Origin of the sequence: Brevundimonas pishanensis, assembly GCF_022750635.1 — a bacterium.
Classification (GTDB): domain Bacteria; phylum Pseudomonadota; class Alphaproteobacteria; order Caulobacterales; family Caulobacteraceae; genus Brevundimonas; species Brevundimonas pishanensis.
Genome location: NZ_JAJKBG010000007.1, coordinates 89,976 through 112,119, shown reverse-complemented (window position 1 = coordinate 112,119; position 22,144 = coordinate 89,976). Strand labels below are relative to the sequence as shown.

At 62.0% G+C, this 22,144-nt stretch carries 14 protein-coding genes; 7 read left to right on the top strand and 7 right to left on the bottom strand.

Features of this window, described 5'->3' with window-relative positions; genetic code table 11:
• Positions 1-60 precede the first annotated feature (60 nt).
• Positions 61-1,221 (bottom strand): LysR family transcriptional regulator, encoded by a 1,161-nt coding sequence (locus LOX95_RS13045; protein WP_242915324.1) that lies wholly within the window; start codon positions 1,219-1,221, stop codon positions 61-63.
• 102 nt (positions 1,222-1,323) lie between these two features.
• Here LOX95_RS13045 and ligK point away from each other — a divergent pair, with 102 nt between their 5' ends.
• From ligK to LOX95_RS13020, 5 genes are all read left to right on the top strand, one after another.
• Entirely contained in the window at positions 1,324-1,998 is a 675-nt protein-coding gene (ligK, locus tag LOX95_RS13040; protein ID WP_242915322.1) for a 4-carboxy-4-hydroxy-2-oxoadipate aldolase/oxaloacetate decarboxylase, read from the top strand.
• The gene (locus LOX95_RS13035; protein WP_242915320.1) at positions 1,991-3,043 is read left to right on the top strand and encodes a 4-oxalomesaconate tautomerase; all 1,053 of its coding nucleotides are present in this window, start codon (positions 1,991-1,993) and stop codon (positions 3,041-3,043) included. Before ligK ends, LOX95_RS13035 begins: the two co-directional genes overlap by 8 nt.
• Positions 3,040-3,933, top strand: coding sequence for an amidohydrolase family protein (locus LOX95_RS13030; protein ID WP_242915319.1), 894 nt, complete (start codon positions 3,040-3,042; stop codon positions 3,931-3,933). Before LOX95_RS13035 ends, LOX95_RS13030 begins: the two co-directional genes overlap by 4 nt.
• 196 nt (positions 3,934-4,129) lie before the next feature.
• Entirely contained in the window at positions 4,130-6,781 is a 2,652-nt protein-coding gene (locus LOX95_RS13025) for a TonB-dependent receptor (protein ID WP_242915318.1), read from the top strand.
• A 33-nt stretch (positions 6,782-6,814) separates the two neighbouring features.
• Positions 6,815-9,406 carry a M14 family zinc carboxypeptidase gene (locus tag LOX95_RS13020; protein WP_242915316.1) on the top strand — a complete coding sequence of 864 codons (2,592 nt, stop codon included), beginning with the start codon at positions 6,815-6,817 and terminating at the stop codon, positions 9,404-9,406.
• 38 nt (positions 9,407-9,444) lie between these two features.
• Here LOX95_RS13020 and LOX95_RS13015 read toward each other — a convergent pair whose 3' ends face one another.
• Genes LOX95_RS13015 through LOX95_RS13005 form a run of 3 tightly spaced genes read right to left on the bottom strand, consistent with a single transcriptional unit; the run spans position 9,445 to position 15,218 of the window.
• Positions 9,445-10,764, bottom strand: a complete 1,320-nt coding sequence (locus LOX95_RS13015) for an alpha/beta hydrolase (RefSeq protein WP_242915314.1) — start codon at positions 10,762-10,764, stop codon at positions 9,445-9,447.
• A gap of 20 nt (positions 10,765-10,784) precedes the next feature.
• A complete protein-coding gene (locus LOX95_RS13010) occupies positions 10,785-13,808 on the bottom strand; it encodes a TonB-dependent receptor plug domain-containing protein (RefSeq protein WP_242915312.1) in 3,024 nt (1,007 codons plus the stop codon).
• A 57-nt stretch (positions 13,809-13,865) separates the two neighbouring features.
• The gene (locus LOX95_RS13005) at positions 13,866-15,218 is read right to left on the bottom strand and encodes a dicarboxylate/amino acid:cation symporter (protein WP_248287006.1); all 1,353 of its coding nucleotides are present in this window, start codon (positions 15,216-15,218) and stop codon (positions 13,866-13,868) included.
• Between the two features lie 230 nt (positions 15,219-15,448).
• Between LOX95_RS13005 and LOX95_RS13000 the strand changes: the two genes are divergently transcribed.
• Positions 15,449-17,284: a sensor histidine kinase gene (locus tag LOX95_RS13000; protein WP_242915310.1), complete on the top strand. Its 1,836-nt coding sequence runs from the start codon at positions 15,449-15,451 to the stop codon at positions 17,282-17,284.
• Positions 17,281-18,633, top strand: coding sequence for a sigma-54-dependent transcriptional regulator (locus LOX95_RS12995; protein WP_242915308.1), 1,353 nt, complete (start codon positions 17,281-17,283; stop codon positions 18,631-18,633). The genes LOX95_RS13000 and LOX95_RS12995 overlap by 4 nt, the downstream gene beginning before the upstream one ends.
• Here the strand turns inward: LOX95_RS12995 and LOX95_RS12990 are convergent, their stop codons facing one another.
• Genes LOX95_RS12990 through LOX95_RS12980 form a run of 3 tightly spaced genes read right to left on the bottom strand, consistent with a single transcriptional unit; the run spans position 18,634 to position 21,991 of the window.
• Positions 18,634-19,857 (bottom strand): SAM-dependent methyltransferase, encoded by a 1,224-nt coding sequence (locus tag LOX95_RS12990; protein WP_242915307.1) that lies wholly within the window; start codon positions 19,855-19,857, stop codon positions 18,634-18,636.
• A gap of 11 nt (positions 19,858-19,868) precedes the next feature.
• Entirely contained in the window at positions 19,869-20,663 is a 795-nt protein-coding gene (locus LOX95_RS12985) for a DUF1365 domain-containing protein (protein WP_242915305.1), read from the bottom strand.
• Positions 20,660-21,991, bottom strand: a complete 1,332-nt coding sequence (locus LOX95_RS12980) for an NAD(P)/FAD-dependent oxidoreductase (protein WP_242915302.1) — start codon at positions 21,989-21,991, stop codon at positions 20,660-20,662. Before LOX95_RS12980 ends, LOX95_RS12985 begins: the two co-directional genes overlap by 4 nt.
• Positions 21,992-22,144: the final 153 nt, after the last annotated feature.

Sequence of the window (22,144 nt, the reverse complement as noted above, 5' to 3'; positions counted from 1 at the left end):
ATGGCAAATCATCGTTTTTGGACCAATCGGAATGTCCAAGGCACCATTAGATATTGCTAATTATACTCCAGAAGCAATTTCCAAAGCCTGCGCTTGCAGCACGTCTAGAAACTGTTTCTGCAAAGGCGTCGGACGCCAGTCCGCTCGGGTGGTGAACCCTATTGTCCGCGCCACATCCCCCGGCGCATCGGCTATCTTGGCCAGCCATTCAGCCTCCAGTTCCACTGCCACCTGATCCGGCGACAACAGAGTCAGAAAATCGCTCTCGCGCAAGATTTGCCGGATCATGATCACAGCACCGCATTCGATCGGCACGTCCGGCGCAGGAACTCCGACGGCCTCGAACATTGCCTCCCACTGCGCACGTAAGGGCGTCCCCCTCCCCGCAGTGATCCACGGATAAGCCGCCATGGCCTGCGGCGTTAGTACCGCCCTTGCGAGAGGATGACCCGCCCGACCGATAACCACCGGACGATCCTCGAACAGCGGATAACTGATCAGTCCATCATCACCGCGCGCCGTTCGCAGAGCGCCCACGATCACATCGATTTCGCCGTCCCTGAGCGGACCAACCAGCTCAGTGTGCGAGCCTTCGACAACTGCAATCGCCGTTCCCGGATAGCGCCGGTGAAACTCCGCAACCGCCGATGGCAAAAGGCGTGCGCGCGAAAGTGGCATCGCTCCAACCACGATTTTCCCGACCTCGCGCCCCTGCAGCATGGCCAGTTCCGCAAGGGCCGATCTCAGCTCCGCTTCAGCCAGTCGAAATCCCCGCGCGACCTGAATGCCGCGCGAGGTCAACACAATGCCCTTGCCCCTGCGCTCGACAAGGCTCTGCCCGATCACCAGCGACAAGTCCCCGACGGCCCGATGCAATGACGGCTCCGACAATCCCGTTGCCACAGCGGCGGCAGCATATCCGCCGCTCCGCGCAACCGCGAGGAAGGCGCTGATCTGCGCCGCTGTCGCATGCGGGGCATCCATCAACCGCAGAGCGGCCTCGATACGGGGCACCAGCATCAGTGCCGCCTCGGTCGGCTCCATTCCTGCGGGCCTGCGCTCGAACAACGGAACACCCAGTTGGCGCTCGATCTTGGCAATCCCCTGTGTGATGGCCGGCTGGGTCAGATTCACCACGCGGCTGGCCGAGGTGATGCTGCCCGAGCGGGCAATGGCCGCCACTGCGCGAAGATGACGAATATTCAGATCAAGCGGATTCATCGGCATGACTTAGTAGAAATGAATACCTATCCCACCATTTCCATTGGCGTTCGTCGAACAAAAAAATCCATCATGTGAAAAACCGCTACGCTTGAGGGAACCATGGCCGGTATCGTCGTCCAGAATATTCAACGCCCCGCACTCGAGGTGATCGATGGCCTTGCCCAATGCGGCGTCGCGACGGTTCACGAAGCGCAGGGCCGCACCGGCCTGTTGGCACCGCATATGCGGCCGATCTATCCCGGTGCCCGTATCGCAGGCTCGGCCGTGACCATTTCGGCTCCTCCGGGTGACAACTGGATGATCCACGTCGCCATCGAGCAACTTCGTGAAGGCGATGTCTTGGTGCTGGCTCCGACCAGCCAGTGCTCGGACGGCTATTTCGGAGACCTGCTGGCCACCTCGGCGCAGGCTCGCGGTTGCCGTGGCCTCATCATTGATGCCGGCGTGCGGGACCTGCGCGATCTGAAGCAGATGGACTTTCCGGTGTGGTCCAAGGCCGTCCACGCCCAAGGCACCATCAAGGCGACCCTGGGCTCAGTAAACGTCCCAATCGTGTGCGCCGGTGCCCACGTCAACCCCGGCGACGTGGTCATCGCCGATGACGACGGCGTCTGCGTCGTCCCCTGCGCCTCCGCTGCTGACGTTCTCGAAAAAGCTCACGCACGCGAAGCTCTTGAAGAGAGCAAGCGCAAACGGCTGGCCGCTGGCGAACTGGGCCTCGACATCTATTCCATGCGTGAAAAGCTCGCCGAGATGGGCCTGAAGTATGTCTGAAGCCCGTGTGATGTGGATGCGCGGTGGCACATCCAAGGGGGCCTATTTCCTGCGCGAGGACCTGCCCTTCAACGCCGAGGAACGCGATGCCTTTCTGCTGCGGATCATGGGCTCGCCCGACAAGCGCCAGATTGACGGCATGGGCGGCGCTGATCCTCTGACGTCCAAGGTGGCGGTGATTTCACCCTCCACAAAGGAAGGCGTCGATGTCGACTATCTCTTCCTTCAGGTCTTCGTGGATCAACCGATCGTCTCGGATCAGCAAAACTGCGGCAACATCCTTGCCGGCGTCGGGCCCTTTGCCATCGAGCGGGGACTGAAGGCGGCGGACGGCGACGAGACGCGTGTCAGCATTCACATGGTCAACACAGGCCAGATTGCGGTGGCGACGGTCCAGACGCCGGACGGTCAGGTCCGCTATGATGGCGAAGCGCGCATAGACGGCGTTCCGGGATCGGCAGCGCCTGTCCCGCTCCAATTTCTGGACACTGCCGGATCGACGTGTGGAGCGCTTTTGCCCTCGGGCCGAGCCGTGGACGAGATCGAGGGCGTGCGCGTCACCCTGATCGACAACGGCATGCCGTGCATCGTGTTCAAGGCGGCGGATGTCGGTGCCTCGGGATACGAGACCCGCGAGGAACTGGATACCAACGAGGCCCTAAAGGCCCGCATCGAGGCCATCCGCTTGAAAGCGGGACCTATGATGAACCTCGACGACGTCACGGATAAATCCGTGCCCAAGATGATGTTGGTCGCCCCCCCGCGAGACGGCGGCGCAGTCACCGTCCGCAGCTTTATTCCCAAGCGCGCGCACGCCTCTATCGGCGTGCTTGGCGCTGTCAGCGTAGCGACCGCCTGCCTGATCAAGGGGACGCCCGCATCGGAGGTGGCAGACATCCCCGACGGCCTGCGAAAGACCTTGTCGATCGAACACCCGACGGGCGAGACCACCTGCGTCATGGAACTGGACGATAGCGGTGCCGTGCTAAGTGCCGCCATGCTGCGCACAGCGCGCAAACTGATGGATGGAGTGATTTACTCGTGAGCGATACCACCGCAGCCCGCATTGTCAGCTGGCATCAATCGCCGTCCAAGCCGCGCTACCAACCACCGGCCGGCGCAGTGGACGCGCACTGCCACGTCTTTGGCCCGATGGACCGCTTCCCCTTCAGCGCCAAGGCGAAATACATGCCGGAAGATGCTGGCCCCGAAGACCTGTTCGCTCTTCGCGACCTTCTCGGCTTCTCGCGTAATGTGATCGTGCAGGCCAGCTGCCATGGCACCGACAATGCCGCGACCTTGAACGCCATCACTGCTTCTGACGGAAAGGCGCGGGGCGTCGCCGTGGTTGATCCGGACATCAGCTTCGCCGAATTGGAAGCCCTGCATGAGGCCGGTATTCGCGGTGTGCGCTTCAACTTCCTGAAGCGGCTGGTCGATGACGCGCCGAAAGACAAATTCCTCCAACTGGCGGAGCGTATCGTGCCGCTGGGCTGGCATGTCGTGGTCTATTTCGAGGCCGACATTCTGGACGAGATGCTGCCTTTTCTGGCTGCAATCCCGACCCCCATCGTTATCGACCACATGGGCCGCCCTTCGATGAGCCAGGGTCCCGATGGGGCTGAAATCACCGCCTTCAAACATCTGATGGATAGCCGCGCAGATATCTGGACCAAGGTCACCTGCCCCGACCGGCTGTCGTCTCAAGCCGCGCCGTGGGACGATTTCGTCGAGGTCGTGCGCCCCTTGGTCGAACAATATCCTGACAGGGTGCTGTGGGGCACAGACTGGCCGCATCCGAACATGCAGGACAATATCCCCGATGACGGGCATCTGGTGGATGTGATCCCGCGCATTGCCGTCACGCCCGAGCTGCAGCGCAAGTTACTGGTCGACAACCCGATGCGGCTGTACTGGCCCGAGGAAATGGGCTGAGTACGCGGCGATCTCACCACCTTCCCTACACAGGGATGCTCACGATCAGGGGCGCACATGGAACGGTGCGCCTCTTTTCAATTCGGGCGAACTTCGCTCATCAAAACTGCCCTTATTTTTAGAAAATCTAACTTAGATAACTTCGCAATACGTGCCTTAAACGCGCCTCATTATCTATTATTGCGGTGCATCAAAAATGACGCGTGCGACCCATGCAGCCTTGGCAGTCCTTATCATGGCCAGCACGCCATGCCTTGCCTTTGCGGCTTCAGACACCCCGACCTCGCCCTCTCCAGAGGACATCCAACAAGAGCCGACCAGCGTCTCGGACGTGGTTGTGACGGGCTCGAATATCCGCAGTGCGAACACTGAGGGATTTAATCCGGTTCAGGTCCTGGGCCGCGAAGAAATCCAATCATCTGGCAAATCGACGACCTCGGATCTGCTGCGCTCCATCTCGGCCAACACGGGCAACGGCTCGAATGAAACCCAGAACAGCGGCTGGTCATCGGGCGCGGCGGGTATTGGCCTTCGAGGCCTGTCGCAGAAGAACACGCTGGTCCTGCTCAACGGCCGCCGCGTTGCAAACTATGGCTTCCCCGGCGGCGGACTGTCGGACACCTTCGTCAACCTGAACGCACTGCCGATGGTGGCCGTACAACGTTTAGAAGTCCTCAAGGACGGTGCCTCGGCAGTCTATGGCTCTGACGCCGTCGCTGGCGTGACCAACATCATCACCCGTCAGAATTTCGAGGGTCTGGAGTTCGGGGCCAGCTATGGCGTCGCCGACCAAGGCGGGCTGGAAACCAGCACCGCAAAACTGGTCGCCGGTTACGGCAATCTGGAGGACGACGGCTTCAACATGCTCGTCTCGCTGGAAGGCTATACCCGCGAGCGTCTGGACCAAAACGAACGCGATCTGACGGCATCGGGCATCTATACCGACCTGCCCGGCGGGCGCTGGAACGGCTGGTCGGCCAAGGGCGCGCGCTTCCTCGTCGATGGCAGGTCGGTGCCCTTCCTGAACCCGAACGGCCAATGCCCGGAGGGTATGGTGCTGACGTCCAGCACCCCGATTGACGGTCTGCAAGGCGACACCTGCGCGATCAATCTTGCCGAGCACACCACCCTTATTCCGTCGACCGACCGCTATCAGGGCTATGTCTATGGCACCGCCCGCCTGACCCCGAACATCGAGGCCTTCGGCGAGGTGCTGTATTCCTATGTCGAAGGCGCGTCCCTGTTTGGCTCAAGCCCCTTCTTCACGCTGGAAGGCGGCCGATTTGCCCTGAACGCCACCACGGGTCTGGCCGAGCCGGTGTCGAACCTATTGCCCGCCACGAACCCGTACAACCCGTACGGCGTCGCCACGCCGATCGAATACACATTCTTCGATCTGGGCCGCACGCTGAAGACCAACAAGTCGACCAGCTATCGCGCTCTGGCGGGTCTGCGCGGCACGAACGAGCATTTCGACTGGGAGTTTGCCGCCTTTGCCTCGGCCAGCCGCGAGCGTGAAACTGTGTCGGGTGGCTTTGCCAACCGCTGGACACTGGCCGACGCCCTCGCGGACGGGTCGCTGAACCTGCACAATCCGTCGGCCACGTCGCAGGCGGTTCTGGACAGCATCCGGTTGGCCACGCTTCGCCCTGCCGACTCCAAGCTCTACGGTGCCGACTTCAAGATTACGGGCGAGTTGTTCAACCTCCCCGCTGGTCCGGTCGGCTATGCCGCGGGCGTCGAGTTCCGCCACGAAAGCCTCGTTTCGCGCAATCCAAAGGAGATCGATGCGGGGCTTCAGGTCCGTCCCGCGATTGCAGCCGTCGATGGTGAACGCGACGTCCTCGCGGCCTATGCCGAGTTCAACATTCCGGTGACCTCGACCTTCGACGTCCAGATCGCAGGCCGCGCCGACGAATACAGCGATTTCGGCTCTGCCTTCTCGCCCAAGGTCGGCCTGCGCTGGAAGCCGTTCGAGAAGTTCCTGTTCCGCGCCTCGGCCTCGAAGGGCTTCCGCGCGCCTTCGCTGTCCGAGAACTCCGCCTCGACGATGATCTCCTACGGCACGGTGCTGGATCCCTATGATCCAGACCTGCCGAACTCGCGCCAAAGCCCGACCTTCTTCACGGTCGGCAATACCGATCTGGAGCCGGAAGAAACCAAGTCCATCAATCTGGGCCTCGTCTTCACCCCGGCGCGCAACACCGCGCTCAGCTTTGACTGGTACAACATCAAGCTGGATAATCTGGTCGGCACCAACAACATCGCCACCGTCGTTCAAGCCAACGATCCCGCCGACGTCATCCGCGACGGCCGTGGCAAGCTACAGGCGGTCTACAACCGCTATCAGAACCTGACCTCGCTGGAGACGTCGGGCATCGATATCGACTTCAACCATCGCTGGGATGCGGGCGACGCGGGCTTCTTCGTGTTCAGCAGCGCCTACACCCATGTGCTGAAGTATGAGCGTCCGAACACGGTCGGCGGCCCGATCCTGAACTATGCAGGAACCAATCGCGGGGCCACCCTGCCCGCGCACAAGGCCACCAGCCGTGTCGCGTGGAGCCGCAAGGCCTTCGATGCCAACCTTACCTGGTACTACACCAGCGGCTATGACCAGGCGACGGTGGTGGCCGGTCAGGCCCACGTCGACAGCTATCACCAGTTCGACGCCTATCTCGGCTGGGCCGCGACGCAAAGTGTCCGCCTGTACGCCAAAGTCGAGAACCTGCTAGACGAGGCACCGCCGCATGACGCCTCCTTCCCCGGTGTTCGCGCGCCCTATGACTTTGGACAGTACGACCTGCGTGGTCGCTATTTCCGCGTCGGTTTCGACGTCGCCTTCTAATCCAGCCCTGCATCCGAGAAACGAGAAACAAGCGTGAAAAACGCCACGAAAACCGCCAGACGTGCCGCCGCTGCGGTGCTGTTCGGAGCCGCCGTGATCGCGGCTCCGGCTCCCGTCCTCGCCCAGTCGCTGGACTATTATTTCCCGCAGGCTGCGGTAGCAGATTTTGATCCGGCCATCCCGACACCCGAAGCCTTCCTCGGCTATCCGGTCGGCACTCACTTCACGCGCCACGATCAGATCATCGCCTATCTGCGCGAACTGGCTCGCCTTTCCGATCGCGTATCGTTCGAGGAAATTGGCCGCAGCTACGAGAACCGTACCCTGTCGTCGGTGGTCATCAGCTCGGCGGCCAATCAGGCTCGCATCGACCAAATCCAGCGAGCCCACGCCGAAGTCGCCAATCCCAACGGTGGTGCCCTCAGCCCTGATCAGCCCGTCGTCGTGGGCCTATTCTACAGCGTCCACGGCAACGAAACCTCCAGCGGTGAAGCGGCGCTCCTGACCGCCTATTATCTGGCCGCCAGCCGCTCGCCAGAGGTTCTGGACTGGCTGGATAAGGCGGTCATCGTCATCGACCCGTCCCAGAACCCCGATGGCCGCGACCGCGCCACCAACTGGCACAACGCATGGCACAGCAATCCGCCATCGTCTGATCCGCAGGACAAGGAACACGTGGAGGCTTGGCCCGCTGGTCGGACCAACCACTATTTCACCGACCTGAACCGCGACTGGCTGGCCGTCACCCAACGCGAGACCCGCGCCAAGCTGGAAGCCTTCCACCGCTGGAAGCCGAACTTCCAGATCGACTTTCACGAAATGGGCGCAGGCAGCACCTACTATTTCAAACCCTCGCCCAGCAGCATGGAAAGCCCCCTGCTGCCCAAGGCGGCGTATGAGTGGAATGTGACGCTGGCCAAATATCACGCACAGGCGCTGGATGGCATCGGCTCGCTCTATTACACGCGCGAGGTCTTCGATAACTTCTCGCCCGTCTATGGCTCCACCTATCCCGACTTCCACGGCGGCATTGGTGTAACGGTCGAACAGGCCTCGTCTCGCGGTCTGGTTCAGGACACAGCCAATGGTCCGCTGACCTTCCCCTTCACCGTGCGCAACCAAGCCAATGTGGGTCTTGCCACCGTGCGCGGTGCCGTGGCCGAGCGTGCGGGCCTGCTTCAGTTCCAGCGCGACTTCTTCCGCTCGGCGATCGAGCAAGGTCGCCGCAATGCGTCACAGGCCTATGTCTTCGGCGACGCGGCCAATGCGGGCCTGACAGGCCAGACGCTGGACCTGCTGCTGGCCCACCGCATTCAGGTCTACCCCCTGAACGAGCGCATCACGCAGGATGGCCGTACCTATGAGCCGGGCACGGCCTATGTCGTCCCGTCGGCCCAACCCCAGTTCCGCCTGATCCATTCGATCTTCGACAAGACCCCGCCGACTAATGGTGGCGTGTACGGCAGCACCTCCTATTCGGTGGCGCTGGCCTATAATCTGGGCTCGTCAGGCCTTCGCCGTGTGCCCGCTTATGGTGGCGCGGTTACGGCCCTGCCCGCCGCCCGTGGCGGCATCAGCGGGCCTGACAACGCCTATGCCTATGCCATCGACTGGCGCGACCTGAATGCGCCGCAGGTTCTGTCGTCACTGCTACAACAAGGCGTGCGCGTCCGCAGTGCGTTCGAGCCTTTCACCAGCCGTACCCAAGGCGGCCAGACCGAGTTCCAGCGCGGCTCTCTGGTCATCACCGCCAACGGTCAGTCCCTCGATGCCGCCGCATTGCGTCAGGCCGTCGACAAAGCTTCCCGCGATGCCGGCGTCGTCGCCCACGCTCTGTCGACCGGACAAAGCGTGTCGGGCGTCGATCTGGGCAGCGACAATGTGAAGATCGTTCGCGCACCACGCATCGCCCTGGTGGCGGGCGAGGGTGTCAATGCGACCGAGATCGGCTCGACGTGGTTTGCCCTCAGTGAGCGGCTCAAATACCCCGCAACCCGCCTTGACCCACAACAGTTGGGTCGCGTCTCGCTCGACAACTATGACAGCATCGTCCTGTCGGGGGGGCGCTACGAAAACCTCGGCCAGCCAGCCATCGATGCCTTGAAGGCATGGGTCCGCCGTGGAGGTTCGCTTGTGGCGTTTGGTACCGCCGCCCGCTGGGCGCAGGCCAATGGTCTTGCACCACAAGCCGAGCGTGAGGAACGCGAACGCTCCGCGCCCGACCGCCGTGACTATGCCGACCGCCAGTCGGTTCAGGGTGAGCAGCGCACCTCGGGCAATGCCCTGTCTGCTGATGCGGACATCAGTCACCCGCTGGCCTTCGGTCTGACGCGCCGCGACTTGTTCGTGAACAAGGAGACTGACGTCACCCTCACTCCGGTTGCCGACCCCTTCGCCAACGTCATCCATATCGACGCCAATCCGCAGGTGAACGGCTATCTGCCCGAGAGCCTGCGCAAAGCGGCATCCGGCACGGTCTGGGCTCAGGTCAATCCGGTTGGCTCCGGCAACGTCGTGCTTTTCGCGGATGACCCGGCGCACCGCAAATACTGGCTGGGGACCGAGCGACTGCTCATCAACAGCCTGTTCCTCGGCAATCACCTGTCAACGAGCGGTCGCCGCTAAATCAAAAGGCCGGACGCATTAAACGTCCGGCCTTTTTCTTAGGGGTTAGGCACTTCGGGTCGGTAATCCGTATCGAAGCGACAGTAGGGTTTGCGATAGCGCGGAGAAGCAAGCTCACAGCTCGCTGCGATACTTTCCGGCGTGGGTTTGGCCCCACCGTCCAGCCATGCGCTCAAGGCCTGAAACACCGCCACATACTGCGGCGCGCTCAACAGGCTATGGGCGCTTTCGTCGGTGTAGGTCTGCACCAACAGATCACCACGTCCCGCAGCCTCGACGCGATCACGATAGGCCGCCTGATGCCAGACGAAGGCCGTCGGATCGTATTTGCCGTGGATGGTCACGGTCGGTGCCACGATCATCCCCGACAGGTCCGCGTCATAGGCCAGACGCGCAACCGCCGCAGGGTCTGCCGAGAACCTCTGAACGCCTGCGTTCAAAGCCTGATCGTCGTCAGAGCCCGCATACACAGTCTGGCTGTTGTCAAACGGGTTCAAGCCGTCCAGACGGCGCTGCACCAGATCGCGGAACAGGAAGGTCCCCCACGCGAGGTGGCCCACCAACTGGTTCTCGCTGATACCCACCACGTTCAGGATATTGGCAAGTTTGCTCTTTTGCTCGGCCGTGCGCCGGGCCTCGGGCAAGCCAACGCCGGTGCAGGTCTTTACCCGATCTTCCAACTGGGCGCGGGTCAGTCGATTGTCCTCGCCCAGCCCCTGCCACAGCGGATATTGAGGCTCGTTCGCCGCCGGATGGTTCTGGCAATAGTACTGATACACCGCTCGCAAATCGGCGCGGAAAGTGTAGGCTTTCGTACCGCCTGCCAGCACGCCGCTGCTCAGCACGACGCCGTCCCAGACAACTTGCCCCTCGGCATCGCGAGCATACAGTTCCGCCGCCTTGGCCGCGACGTTTCCGCCCCAGCTTTGTCCATGCAGGATGGTGCGCTTGGGGCGCCCGAAGGCGTCCCAGAACACCTGACGCACGTCATTGGTGTCCTCGGCGGCCATGCGCACGCCATAGCCGCCGCGGCGATAGGTCGATCCCGTCCATGCATAGCCTTCGCGCACCGTCATGGAGAACCGCTCAAGGTCCTCCAGCGGATCGTCGGCTTGAGGCGTGGCGGTGCGCGGCCCACCGTGGGCATGAACCACCAGCGAGCCGTTCCAGTCCGCAGGAATAGCGGTCCAGTAATAGCCGCCCTTAGGCCCCTGCCCTTTGAAGCATCGCGTTCCGCTCGGCAGATAGTCCGGGCAGGTTGCGGCGGCGGGGGTGCTGTCCCCCGCCTGCTGGGCGATAGCCGGAGCCGCCGCCAGCATCATGATGCCCGAAAGTGCAGTTGCGCAAAGGCGGTTCATACTGCTTCCTCTCTGATCGATCAGAACGACTTGGTCGCGCTGACGTACCAGTAACGACCCCACGGGCTGTGAACAGCACCGCGATAGCCACCATCGGCCAGCGGCGGGCCTTGATCGGTCAGATCACGCACGCCCAACCGGACGCGGGTCTCGGCGGGGAATTCGTAGTCGACATAGGCGTTGACGGTCTGGCGGCTGTCGACTTCCCATGGATTGGTCGAGGAGCCCAGCAGATCGGGCTGAACGAAGCCGTCGACGAACTGACTGGAGACACCCGCACGCCACGGACCCTTGCGCCACGTCAGGCTGGCGTTCACGCGCCATTCCGGGCGGCCATTCTGGCCGATAAGTTGCGCCGAGTCCGGCAGGGTCGTTCCCGCATTGATGGTACCCGCCTCGCGCGCGGCAAACAGTGCATTGACGATTTCGCCCGGATCACGCGTGAACTCGTCCAGCTTGCTGGCATTCACGTTGACAATGAAGGTGCCGTACTTGGTCCGGCGCAGAGACCAGTTCATGCCCAGATCCAGGCCGCTGACGGTTTGCGGCTGAAGGTTGATGAAGCGGTCGTTGATCGAAACGACTTCACCCACGGGCGTCAGGCCGGTGCCTTCGAACAGCAAGATGTCTTCCGGCGTTGCGGCGCGGCGGTTCACCAGTTCGTTTGAGCCGCCGTTCACACGGTTCAAATAGTCGAGCGCCAGCGCGGTTTGTGCGCCCAGCAGTCCGACGATCTTCTCTTGCTCGATCTTCCACTTGTCGATGGTGAAGGTGAACTGGCCGAACTGTTCCGGAATGAAGCTCGGTTGCAGGACTAGACCATAGGAGCTGTTGGTGCTCTCTTCCGGCTCCAGATCGGGGTTACCAGCGACCAGCAAGGACGCCCCCGAGGTGTTCTGCGAACAGGCCGCGAAGTTGGCGATACGGCCGGCACGTAGATCGGCCTCACAGCGCACATAGTCCACGCCGCTGGCCAGACGCGCATACTGGGTGGCGTTGGTCTGTTCGAGGTTCGGCGCGCGGAAACCTTCGGAATAGGACCCGCGAACGCGCACGCCGGGGATCACATCCCAAGCCGCCGCGATCTTGGGCTTGGCGACCGAGCCGAAGTCCGAATAGTGCTCGTAACGACCCGCCAACTGCACATCCAGCTGATAGACCAGCGGGATATTCATCTCTGGCGAGACGACTGGAACGGCGAACTCCACATAGGTGGAGAAGACCTCGCGGCTGCCCTTGGTGTCTGGGTTGGGGCTGACGGCGGAAACGTTGGACAGGTTGGTTTCGCCCGTCACCATGTCGGTGAAGGTGAAGGTGCCGTCGAGGTTTTCATCACGGTCGTCGGCTTGCGTCTCGCGGCGGGCTTCGAGGCCAAAGGCCATACCCACCGGACCTGCAGGCAGGTTGTAAATGTCACCGCGCGATAGCTTGAAGTCGGCCATGGTCAGAGTGGTGCGCGAGACACGGCGCATGTCGAACACGATGGCGTCGATGGCGGCCTGCGAACTGGGCGTGCAATCACCGAAGCTGGTGGTTGCCACGCAACCGCCGTTGAACGGGTTGTAGGCGTCCGGCGTCGACAGGGCCAACTGGCGCTGCAAAGCCGTCATGTTGATGTTGGGCGAGATGTCCTCGGCCTCGGCCTCGGAATAGACCAGCGCCGTTTCCCAGTCGAAGCCGCGCCATTCACCGCGCAGGCCACCCAGCAGTCGGGCCTGATAGTTATCGACTTTTACCACCTGCATGCCGGTGTCGACAAAGCGGTAGTTGGTCATCAGCACCGGAAGACCCGCCGCCGGAACATTGGTCAGACCCGGCAAGCGGTTCGGGTTCAGCGTGCCATCGGCAAAGCGCGTCGGGCCGAACGGGTTGAAATAGTTGCTGGCCGGAATCCAGATCTGGTTCAGGTTGACGACCGGTGGCTGGACCGCGCGGCTGTGCGCGCCATAGAAGCCGACTTCACCGAAGGCCTCAACGCCGTTCTCGAACTCATAGCGGCCCGTAGCGAAGACGTTGTAACGCTCGACCGAGGGACGCACCGTCGTCTCGTGACGCGTGTCGTAGCGCATCTCGCGGTTGGTGGTGTTGAAGTTGTGGTTGCCGCTGGAGATACACACGTCTCCGCCCACGTTCAGACCACAGCCAAAGCTGGTCGGCTGATAGCGGAAGGCACCCGCCGAGTTGGTCAGCGCCACACCGTTCGAGCGAATAACTGCACGGCTACCCACCGACAGACGTGCCCACGGGGTATGCGACGAACGCCCGTCAAGCGCCTGAACGCCAGCGAAGTCCGGATAGTCGGTAAACATACCGCGCAGGTCGTCGGTGTTGGTGAAGTCCTGATCCGAGGCCCACAGCGCTGTGCGCGAGGCATAGTTGGCAAACAGCGAGATGTTGCCGCGATCGTAGGTCTTGCCCGCGAAAACATTGGCTTCGAGGTCGCGCATCTGCGTGCCCTCGGCACCGCCGTAACGGGTGCTGACGGTCACGCCGTCGATATCGCTGCGCAGGACCGTATTGACCACGCCTGCCACCGCATCGGCACCATAGATTGCCGCCGCGCCGTCCAGCAGGACTTCCATCCGCTCCAGCCCCGAGACCGGAAGCGCGTTGGAGTTATAGCTGAGCACCGGAACCGTGCCGGTGTCCGACGTGCCCTGACTGGTTGGGTGCTGGACCAGACGACGGCCGTTCAGCAGCACTAGAGTGTTACCGACGCCCAGGGAGCGCAGGTTCACCGAGTTCACATCGCCGCGCGCCGAGTTCGAGGTCTGCGGGTTGTTGGCGCTGTCAAACAGCACATCGCCCATCTGCGGAATGGTACGCAGCAGCTCGTCGCCCGTCGTCGCGCCCGTCGCCTCGATCTGCTCGCGGTCAGCCACCACCACTGGCAAGGCTGCTGTCGTGCGGGCACCGCGGATGTTGGTGCCCACAACAACGATGTCTTCCACCTTGGTTGGCTCGGCTTCCTGCGCGTGGCTGGCTCCGGCCATCAGAACAGCCGACGCCGTGGTCAGCAGCAGCATCTTCGATTGAATCTTCATTTTCCTCTCCCATGCCGCCCTTTTCGGGCGGTCCATTGTTCTGTGTTGTGGGCGCGATCAGTCGTCCGTCAGCGCCAGATCATCCCCCGGGCCAGCCGACGGATCGGGCTGGGCGGCCAAAGGTTGCGGTTGTCCGTTGAGCGCGGCGGTCAGTGCGTCCTGATCCAGGCGCTTTTCCCAGCGGGCGACGACGATGGTCGCGACCGCATTGCCGATGAAGTTGGTCAGTGCGCGGCACTCGCTCATGAAGCGGTCGATGCCGAGGATCAGCGCCATGCCGGCCACCGGTACACTGGGCACAACCGACAAGGTCGCGGCCAGAGTAATGAAGCCTGCACCCGTAATGCCCGCTGCCCCCTTGGACGACAGCATCGCCACCAGCAGAAGCGCGATCTGGTCACCGAGGCTGAGGTCGATGTTCAACGCCTGAGCGATGAACAGGGCCGCCATGGTCATGTAGATATTGGTGCCGTCCAGATTGAATGAATAGCCCGTCGGGACGACCAGACCGACCACCGACTTTTCGGCACCGGCGCGTTCCATCTTCTGCATCAAGCTGGGCAAGGCCGCTTCCGACGACGACGTGCCAAGAACCAGAAGAAGTTCTTCCTTTAGGTAACGGATCAGCTTGAAGATATTGAATCCATTGACCAAACCGACCAGACCTAGGATCACCACCACGAACAGGATGGATGTCAGGTAGAAGGTCCCGATCAGGGCCGCGAGATTGGCGACCGACCTGATGCCGTAGGCCCCGATGGTGAAGGCAAAGGCACCAAACGCACCGATCGGCGCGGCCTTCATGAGAATGGCAACCAGTTTGAAAACGGCGACGCTGATGTTCTCGAACAGGCTGAGGACCGGTTTGCCGTGCTCACCCGATACAGCCAGTGCAATGCCGAACAGGATCGACACGAACAACACCTGAAGGATGTCGCCCTTCACAAAGCCGCTGATCAGGGTGTCTGGGATGATGTTGATCAGGAAGCCGGTGATCGTGCTGTCGTGCGCGGCTTGCGCATATTGGGCCACCGCCCCCGCATTCAGGGTAGCCGGATCAATGTTCAGGCCGCGTCCCGGCTGGATCACATTGGCCGTAATCAGGCCAATGATGAGCGCGAGTGTCGAGAAGACGAGGAAGTAGCCAAACGCCTTGGCGGCCACGCGGCCCACACTGCCCAGATCCCGCATGCCCGCGATGCCGGTCACGATGGTCAGGAAGATCACTGGAGCGATGACCATCTTCACCAATTTGATGAAGGCATCGCCCAGTGGCTTCAGGCTCTCGCCGAAGTTCGGCCAGAAGTGACCGATCAGGGCACCGGCCGCGATGGCCAGAAGCACCTGAAAATACAGGTGGCGGTAAAACGGCCGACGAACGGCGACGTGATCTGACGCGACGGGGATCAAGCGGGTAGCCTCCTGGTGCGATGACTCGCGAACTTTCCTCGGCGTGGTCTGCGCCGCGCTCGTCCACGATTATGAGCGGCCTCTATACGGCCACAAAACGTATTAAGCAGAGACTTAAGTCTCTAATAAAAAACAATAAAAACTCAGGTCAGCACTCAAATCACCGATATTTGTGCGGATTTTCGCACATCTAAATGGCGTCGTTGTGCGAATTCTCGCATAGTTCGTCCATGACCCTTATGCGCACTGCCCTGCCCATCTTGCTGTCCCGCCACATCTGGGTAGCGATGATTCTAGCGTGGCTGCTGGTGGCTGTGGCCGCAGGCTGGCTGTGGGGGGAGCAGGCGCGGAGGGCCGCCTATTCCGAACTGGCTCGGCAAGCCGACGCATCGGCGGCTCTGCACGCCTCGGTTCTGCGCAGCGAGATGGAAAAGTACCGCGCTTTAGCACCGGCCATGGCCACCGACCCCGACGTGATCGCCATGCTCAAGACGCGATCCGGAGACCGCGCCACCGCGCTCAACCAGCGCCTTGAGGCACTCTCTAACCAAACCCGCACCTCGGCCATCTATACGGTTGCGGCAGATGGCGTGACCTTGGCCGCTAGCAATTGGAACACGCCCGTCAGCTTCGTCGGTGCGGACTACAGCTTCCGGCCGTACTTTATCCAAGCCTTGAAATCCGGCTATGCGGAGTTTTTTGCTCTAGGCACCGTCTCGCGCAAACCCGGCCTGTTTCTCGCTCATCGCGTCGTCGACACCCAAGGAGTCGTTCTGGGCGTCACAGTCGTGAAGGTCGAGTTCGACGCTCTCGAGGCCGAATGGAAAAAGGCGGGGGAACCGGCATTCGTCGTCGATCCTGGCGGCGTGGTTCTGATCACCAGCGAGCCACAGTGGCGGTTCCATACACTTCGCCCGATGGACGCCCGCATGCGGCAGCTAACTCTGGCCGACCAGACGTTGGGGAAGGACGCCCTGACGCCCCTGCCCTTCACCACACCCGACAGCCCCCGAACCCGCAAAGTCTCGGCCCAGGTTGATGGTACGGCGCAAAACTGGGTCCATGCCAGCGCTCCCACGACGTCGCCCGGTTGGACCGTCCATCTGTTGATGCCCCAGCGCGGTCAGGTCGAGGCCGGCGTAACCAATGCCCGCGTGATGGCGGCACTTCTAGCCACGCTGGTCTTCGGCATAGCGGCCGCCGCGCTTCGTCGACGTCAGCGCTTGGTGGCCCAGCAGCGCGCAGCCGAGCAAAACCGGATTGAGCTTGAACACCGGATCGAAGAGCGCACCCGCGACCTCAGCACAGCCAATCAGGCCCTGAATGCGGAAATAGAGGAGCGCATCCGCGCCGAAGCCAGCCGTGAAGCTCTGCGACACGAACTGGTTCAGGCCAGCAAACTGGCCGCCCTTGGTCAGATCGCCGCTGGCGTCGCGCACGAGATCAACCAGCCGGTCGCCGCCATTCGTACGCAAGCGGAAACCGCCACCGCCTATGTGGATCAAGGGCTTCCCGCCAAGGCTGTCACGGCGCTGGACCGAATATCGGGCCTGACCTCGCGTATCGGGGCCATCACGCATGAGCTGTTGGCGTTCTCACGCAAGTCAGAGCCGCAACTGCGCGCGATTGACCTCAATGAAGCCATCGACGGGGCGCTGCTACTGCTGGTTGGTGCGCTGAGGCAGTCCGGCGTACATCTGAACCGCGACACGGCGGAGGCATTCATGGTTGTCGGCGACCGGTTCCGGCTGGAACAGGTCATCGTCAACCTGATCCAGAATGCGCTCGAAGCTTTGGGCCAGGCGGTCGATCCGGCCATCTCGCTTTGCGCGACTTCAACGCCCGATAAAGTAGTCCTGACGATCACCGATAATGGCGCGGGCCTTGATCCCGCCGTCGCCAGCCAGTTGTTCACCCCGTTCGTCACCAGCAAGGAAAACGGACTGGGGCTGGGCCTCGTCATCTGTCGCGACATCGTGGCGGGCTTTGGCGGAGAGTTGAACCACGTCCCGACCCCGAACGGGGCCCGCTTCTCGATCACGCTCAAACGCGCCACAAAAGCATGAACACTACGCCGACAGGTTTCACCCGATTGGAGCACGTCACCCTCATCGAGGACGACGACGATTTTCGTACCGCGCTGGCCGAGCGGATGGAGGTCGCTGGTCTGAAGGTCGCCGCCCACGCGCGCGCCGAGACCGCTCTTGCGGAGATAGGCGTGGACTATGCCGGTGTGGTGGTCAGCGATCTGCGGATGCCTGTTTTGGACGGTCGTCAGGTGCTAACGCGGCTACAAACGCTTGATCCGGCGCTGCCCGTAATCCTGATCACCGGACACGGAGATGTCGCGGACGCCGTCGCCGCTATGCGTGAAGGTGCCTATGACTTTGTCACCAAGCCCTTCGCGTTCGAGCGGCTCTTCGAGAGCCTGAACCGCGCCCTCGAAAAACGCGCGCTTGTGCTAGACAACCGCCGCCTGACGGCTCTTGCGGCCGCTGCCGACGTGGAACTCCCGCTGCTGGGCGAGAGTGCGGCGATCCGAAACTTGCGGGCCACCATCGCCCAGATCGCAGACGCCCGAATGGACGTACTGATCGAGGGCGAGACAGGCACCGGCAAGGAAGCGGTCGCGCGCGCCCTGCACAGCGGCGGTCGGCGACGCCCGCATCCCTTCGTAGCGGTAAACTGTGGCGCCTTGCCCGAAGGCCTGATCGAAAGCGAGTTGTTCGGCCACGAAATGGGAGCCTTTGCAGGGGCAACCCGCCACCGCATCGGCCATGTCGAGCGGGCGCACAACGGCTCGCTCTTCCTTGATGCGGTCGAGACCATGCCCATGCCCGCTCAGGTGAAGCTTTTGCGGGTGCTGGAAGAGCGGGAGATCCACCCCATCGGGGCCCACCAACCGCGCCATGTGGATTTGCGCGTTCTGGCGTCGGCCAGTGGCGATCTGCAACAGGCCGTCGCGGAGGGACGCGTCCGTGAGGACCTCTATTACCGCCTGAATGTCGTCCGGCTGCGGGTTCCACCGTTGCGGGAGCGGCGAGAGGATATCCCGCTGATTTTCGCCAGTCTGCTGGCCCGCGTGCCCAGCCGCCCGCAGGGAGACTTGCCCCAGATCACCGATGCCGTCCGCGCACACCTGATGGAACATGACTGGCCGGGCAACATCCGCGAACTATCACACTACGCCCAGCGTTTCGCGCTGGGACTCGAGCAACAGACCTCAACTGCGCAAACGGATACAGGCGGTCTGGTCGAGCGGGTTGCGCGGTTTGAAGCCAGCATCCTCAGCGATACGCTGGACGCCACCGGCGGCAGCATCACCGAAACCATGGCCCGGCTACAGATCCCTCGCAAAACCCTCTACGACAAACTCAAGAAGTACGCGATCCAGCCCGCACGCTATCGCACCTGATCAGGCGCGATTCAGAGCCATCTGGATCACATCCGTCCGGCGCGACCGGAAGCCGGCTTCGCAATAGGCCAGATAGAACAGCCACAGCCGGCGGAACCGGCTGTCAAATCCGGTACCGTCACGACCGATCAAGGCCCACGCCGCATCAAAACGCTTGGCCCATTCGGACAGCGTGCGGGCGTAATCAAGCCCGAACCGCTCGACACCGGCAGTGTTCAGCCCTGCCGCTGTGATGACCGGAGCCAAGACCCCTTCGGACGGTAGCGATCCGCCGGGGAAGACGTACTTCTGGATGAAGTCGGTGCGCGCGTCATATTCCTCAAACAGTTCATCCTGAATGGTGATGATCTGCAGTCCGGCGCGCCCTTCAGGTTTCAGGACATCATGGACCTTGTTGAAGTACGTCGGCCAGTATTCGCGCCCGACAGCCTCGAACATCTCGATGGAGGCCACGCTATCGAACTGGCCACGGACATCGCGATAGTCGCAAAGTTGGATATCAACGCGCTCGGCAAGGCCCGCCTCGAAGATGCGCTGTCGGGCGTAGTCATACTGTTCACGCGAAATGGTAACGCCGGTGACCTTGGCCTGCACTTCGCGCGCCGCAAACTCAGCAAAGCCGCCCCAGCCACAGCCGATCTCAAGCACCGACTGCCCCTGTCGCAGGTCCATCATCCGCACCAAGGAGGCGTATTTCACCGACTGCGCCGCCTCCAGATCTTGGGAAGGACTGTCGAACCGAGCCGATGAATAGGTCATCGAACCGTCCAGCCATGCCGAATAGAAGGCGTTGCCGAGGTCATAATGGGCATGGATGTTGCGCCGCGACCCACGGCGGCTGTTGCGGTTCAGGCGGTGCCCGATCCGGTTGATGACATTCATCAGCGGATTGCCATCGAACAGGCGGCGGATGTGGTCATAGTTGTTGACCAACGTCTCGAGCAGGACCGGCAGGTCGGGGCTGTCCCACTCGCCCGCCACATAGGCCTCGGCAAAACCGATGTCCCCGCTCTTCAGCACGCGCATGGCGCAGCGATAGTTGCGGATATGCAGAACCGCCGAATGCCCTGCAGTCGACCCGTTCAGCACGTGGCTCTCGCCGTCCGGACGGATCAGCGTCAACTGCCCCCACGTCCAATTTGCCGACAGCAGTCGTAGGAACAGATTGAAGACCGAAAACCCTCCGGTCGTTGGCATCACACCGGAATCAAGTGTCGTGGTCATGGCATTGATCCTCAATGAAGGCGCGTGTTGCGAGGGGCGTTCTGGGCGGTAACAGGGTCTGCTGCGGGGGGCGGCTGCTGGGTGAGCGGTATGCGCTTCACCCATAGTTTCAGCGCCTCCCAATGGATGGCCGCTACGACCTTGAGCGTCAGGAATGGAATAGCCAGCACCGCTCGCAGGATGGAACCGTCGGTCAGGGTACTGCGATCGGCAGACATGGCGGCGTTGATCAGCACGCCTTCGGCATCAATCCCGTCGATGATCATGTCCAAACGTTCTGCGGGGACGTGCCCGCGGAAGACGTAGTCCATCTCCATCCCCATGAAGGGCGAGACATAGAGAGCCTTGGCGGCACCCTGGCGGATCACGCCTAGAGCCTGATCTTCATGAGGAACCGGAATGACATAGGCATGGCGAACACCGAAGGTGCTGGTCACCTCATAGGCCATCGCCATCAAGCGTCCGTCGGCGTGATGGCAATAATAAAGGCTGATCGGATTGAACACGAAGCCTAGCACCCGGGGCATCGTCAAAAGCCGGATATCTCCACCCTCGAGATCAATCGCGGCGCGTGACAGCCAGTTGTCCAGCTGCTCCCTGATCTCACCCCTGCCCTTTATGGCGTAGTCCTGGTCATGGAAGGACAGGAGGTTGAACCGGTTGCGCGAAAACAGGAGAAGTTGACGGTCAAGCTCGTCCAGTTCCGACAAATCCAGCAGCAGCCAAAACACGCGATAGGCCAGCCTGTGTTCGCGGGGTCGCAACCGTCTATGGGTCACGCCACCGATGTACAGCGCCGACTTCACGCCGCGTTTTCCATAGAGGGCACGGGCCGCACGTGGATACGGCCGCTTTCGTTCTCGACGGCCCACGGTCGACGCACGCCGCCCAGTTGTTCTGCAACAGCCAGTCCCGACTGGATGCCGTCTTCGTGGAAACCTGCGCCGAAATGCGCACCGCAGAACCAGACGCCCCCCTGCCCTTGCAAGCTCCAGAGTTGCTTCTGGGCACTGATGGCGGCGGGATTGAATACCGGATGCTCGTAAACCTCGCTCCGCAGCAAGGTATCCGGGCGCGGGGGACGCGGAGGGTTGAGCGTGACGAACAGGTTCTGGCCTTCCAGTCCCTGAAGTTTGTTCATCCAATAGGTGACGCATAGACCACCGTCGGCACCGATATAGTTCCAGCTTGCCCACGCTCTTTTGCGGTGAGGCATCAGGGTTTCGTCAGTATGCAGCACCGTAAGGTTGCGGCTGTAACTGAAGGCTCCCAGCAGGTCGCGCTCCTCAGCGGTCGGCTCGGTCAGCATCGCGAGCGCCTGATCCGCATGACTGCCGATCACCACGTGATCGAACCAGTCCATGCCGCCCTGGCTATCGCGAACCACGACGCCGCCGTCTACACGACGCACGGATGTCACCCCGCAGTTCAGACGCACATCCGACAGCGAACGGGCCATGTGCTCGACATAGGTGCGGCTGCCGCCTTGCACCGTGCGCCACAGCGGGCGCCCGACCAGCTTCAACAGGCCGTGGTTTTCGCAGAACCTGATGAAGGATTTCGCCGGATAGTCCATCAGCGTATGCGCTGGTGACGACCAGATCGCCGCTGCCATCGGCAACAGGTGGTCATCACGGAAGGCTTCGCTGAACCCGCGATCCTTCAGGTACTGGCCCAGCGTCAGATCGGGATCGGACAGGCCAGCAAGATCAACGGGTGCCTGACGATAAAAGCGCATGATCTCGGTCAGCATCTTCCAGAAACGCGGGCGCATGACGTTGCGTTTCTGGGCGAACAAACCGGGCGCAGCATATTCAAACCGGCCCTCGTTCAACGACACTGCGAAGGACATGTCTGTTTCGCGCGCCTCCACCCCAAGATGCTCAAACAGGGCAATCAGGTTGGGATAGGTCGCGTCGTTGAAGCAGATGAAGCCTGTATCGACCGGCACGGTTCCTTGCGGCGTCGAGGCCATCACCGTGTTGGTGTGCCCGCCAAGACGCTCTGCCTTTTCGTAGATCGTGACCTGATGCCGCGACGCCAAAAGCCACCCCGCCGACAAAGCGGCAATGCCGGAACCCACGACCGCAATCTTCAACGGGGCCGGGGTGGTCGGGGCTGGAAGGGATGTCATGCAGTCTCCAGTGGTACGCGGTAGTCAATGAGGCAGTCCCGACATCTACGCCTTGGCCGTAATCTTGGATCATCGGTGATCCAGAGTTTTGTAGGAAACGTACTAGGCTGTATGCATGACCAGCTATCCGCCATCACGCCTTCAAAAAAGAGC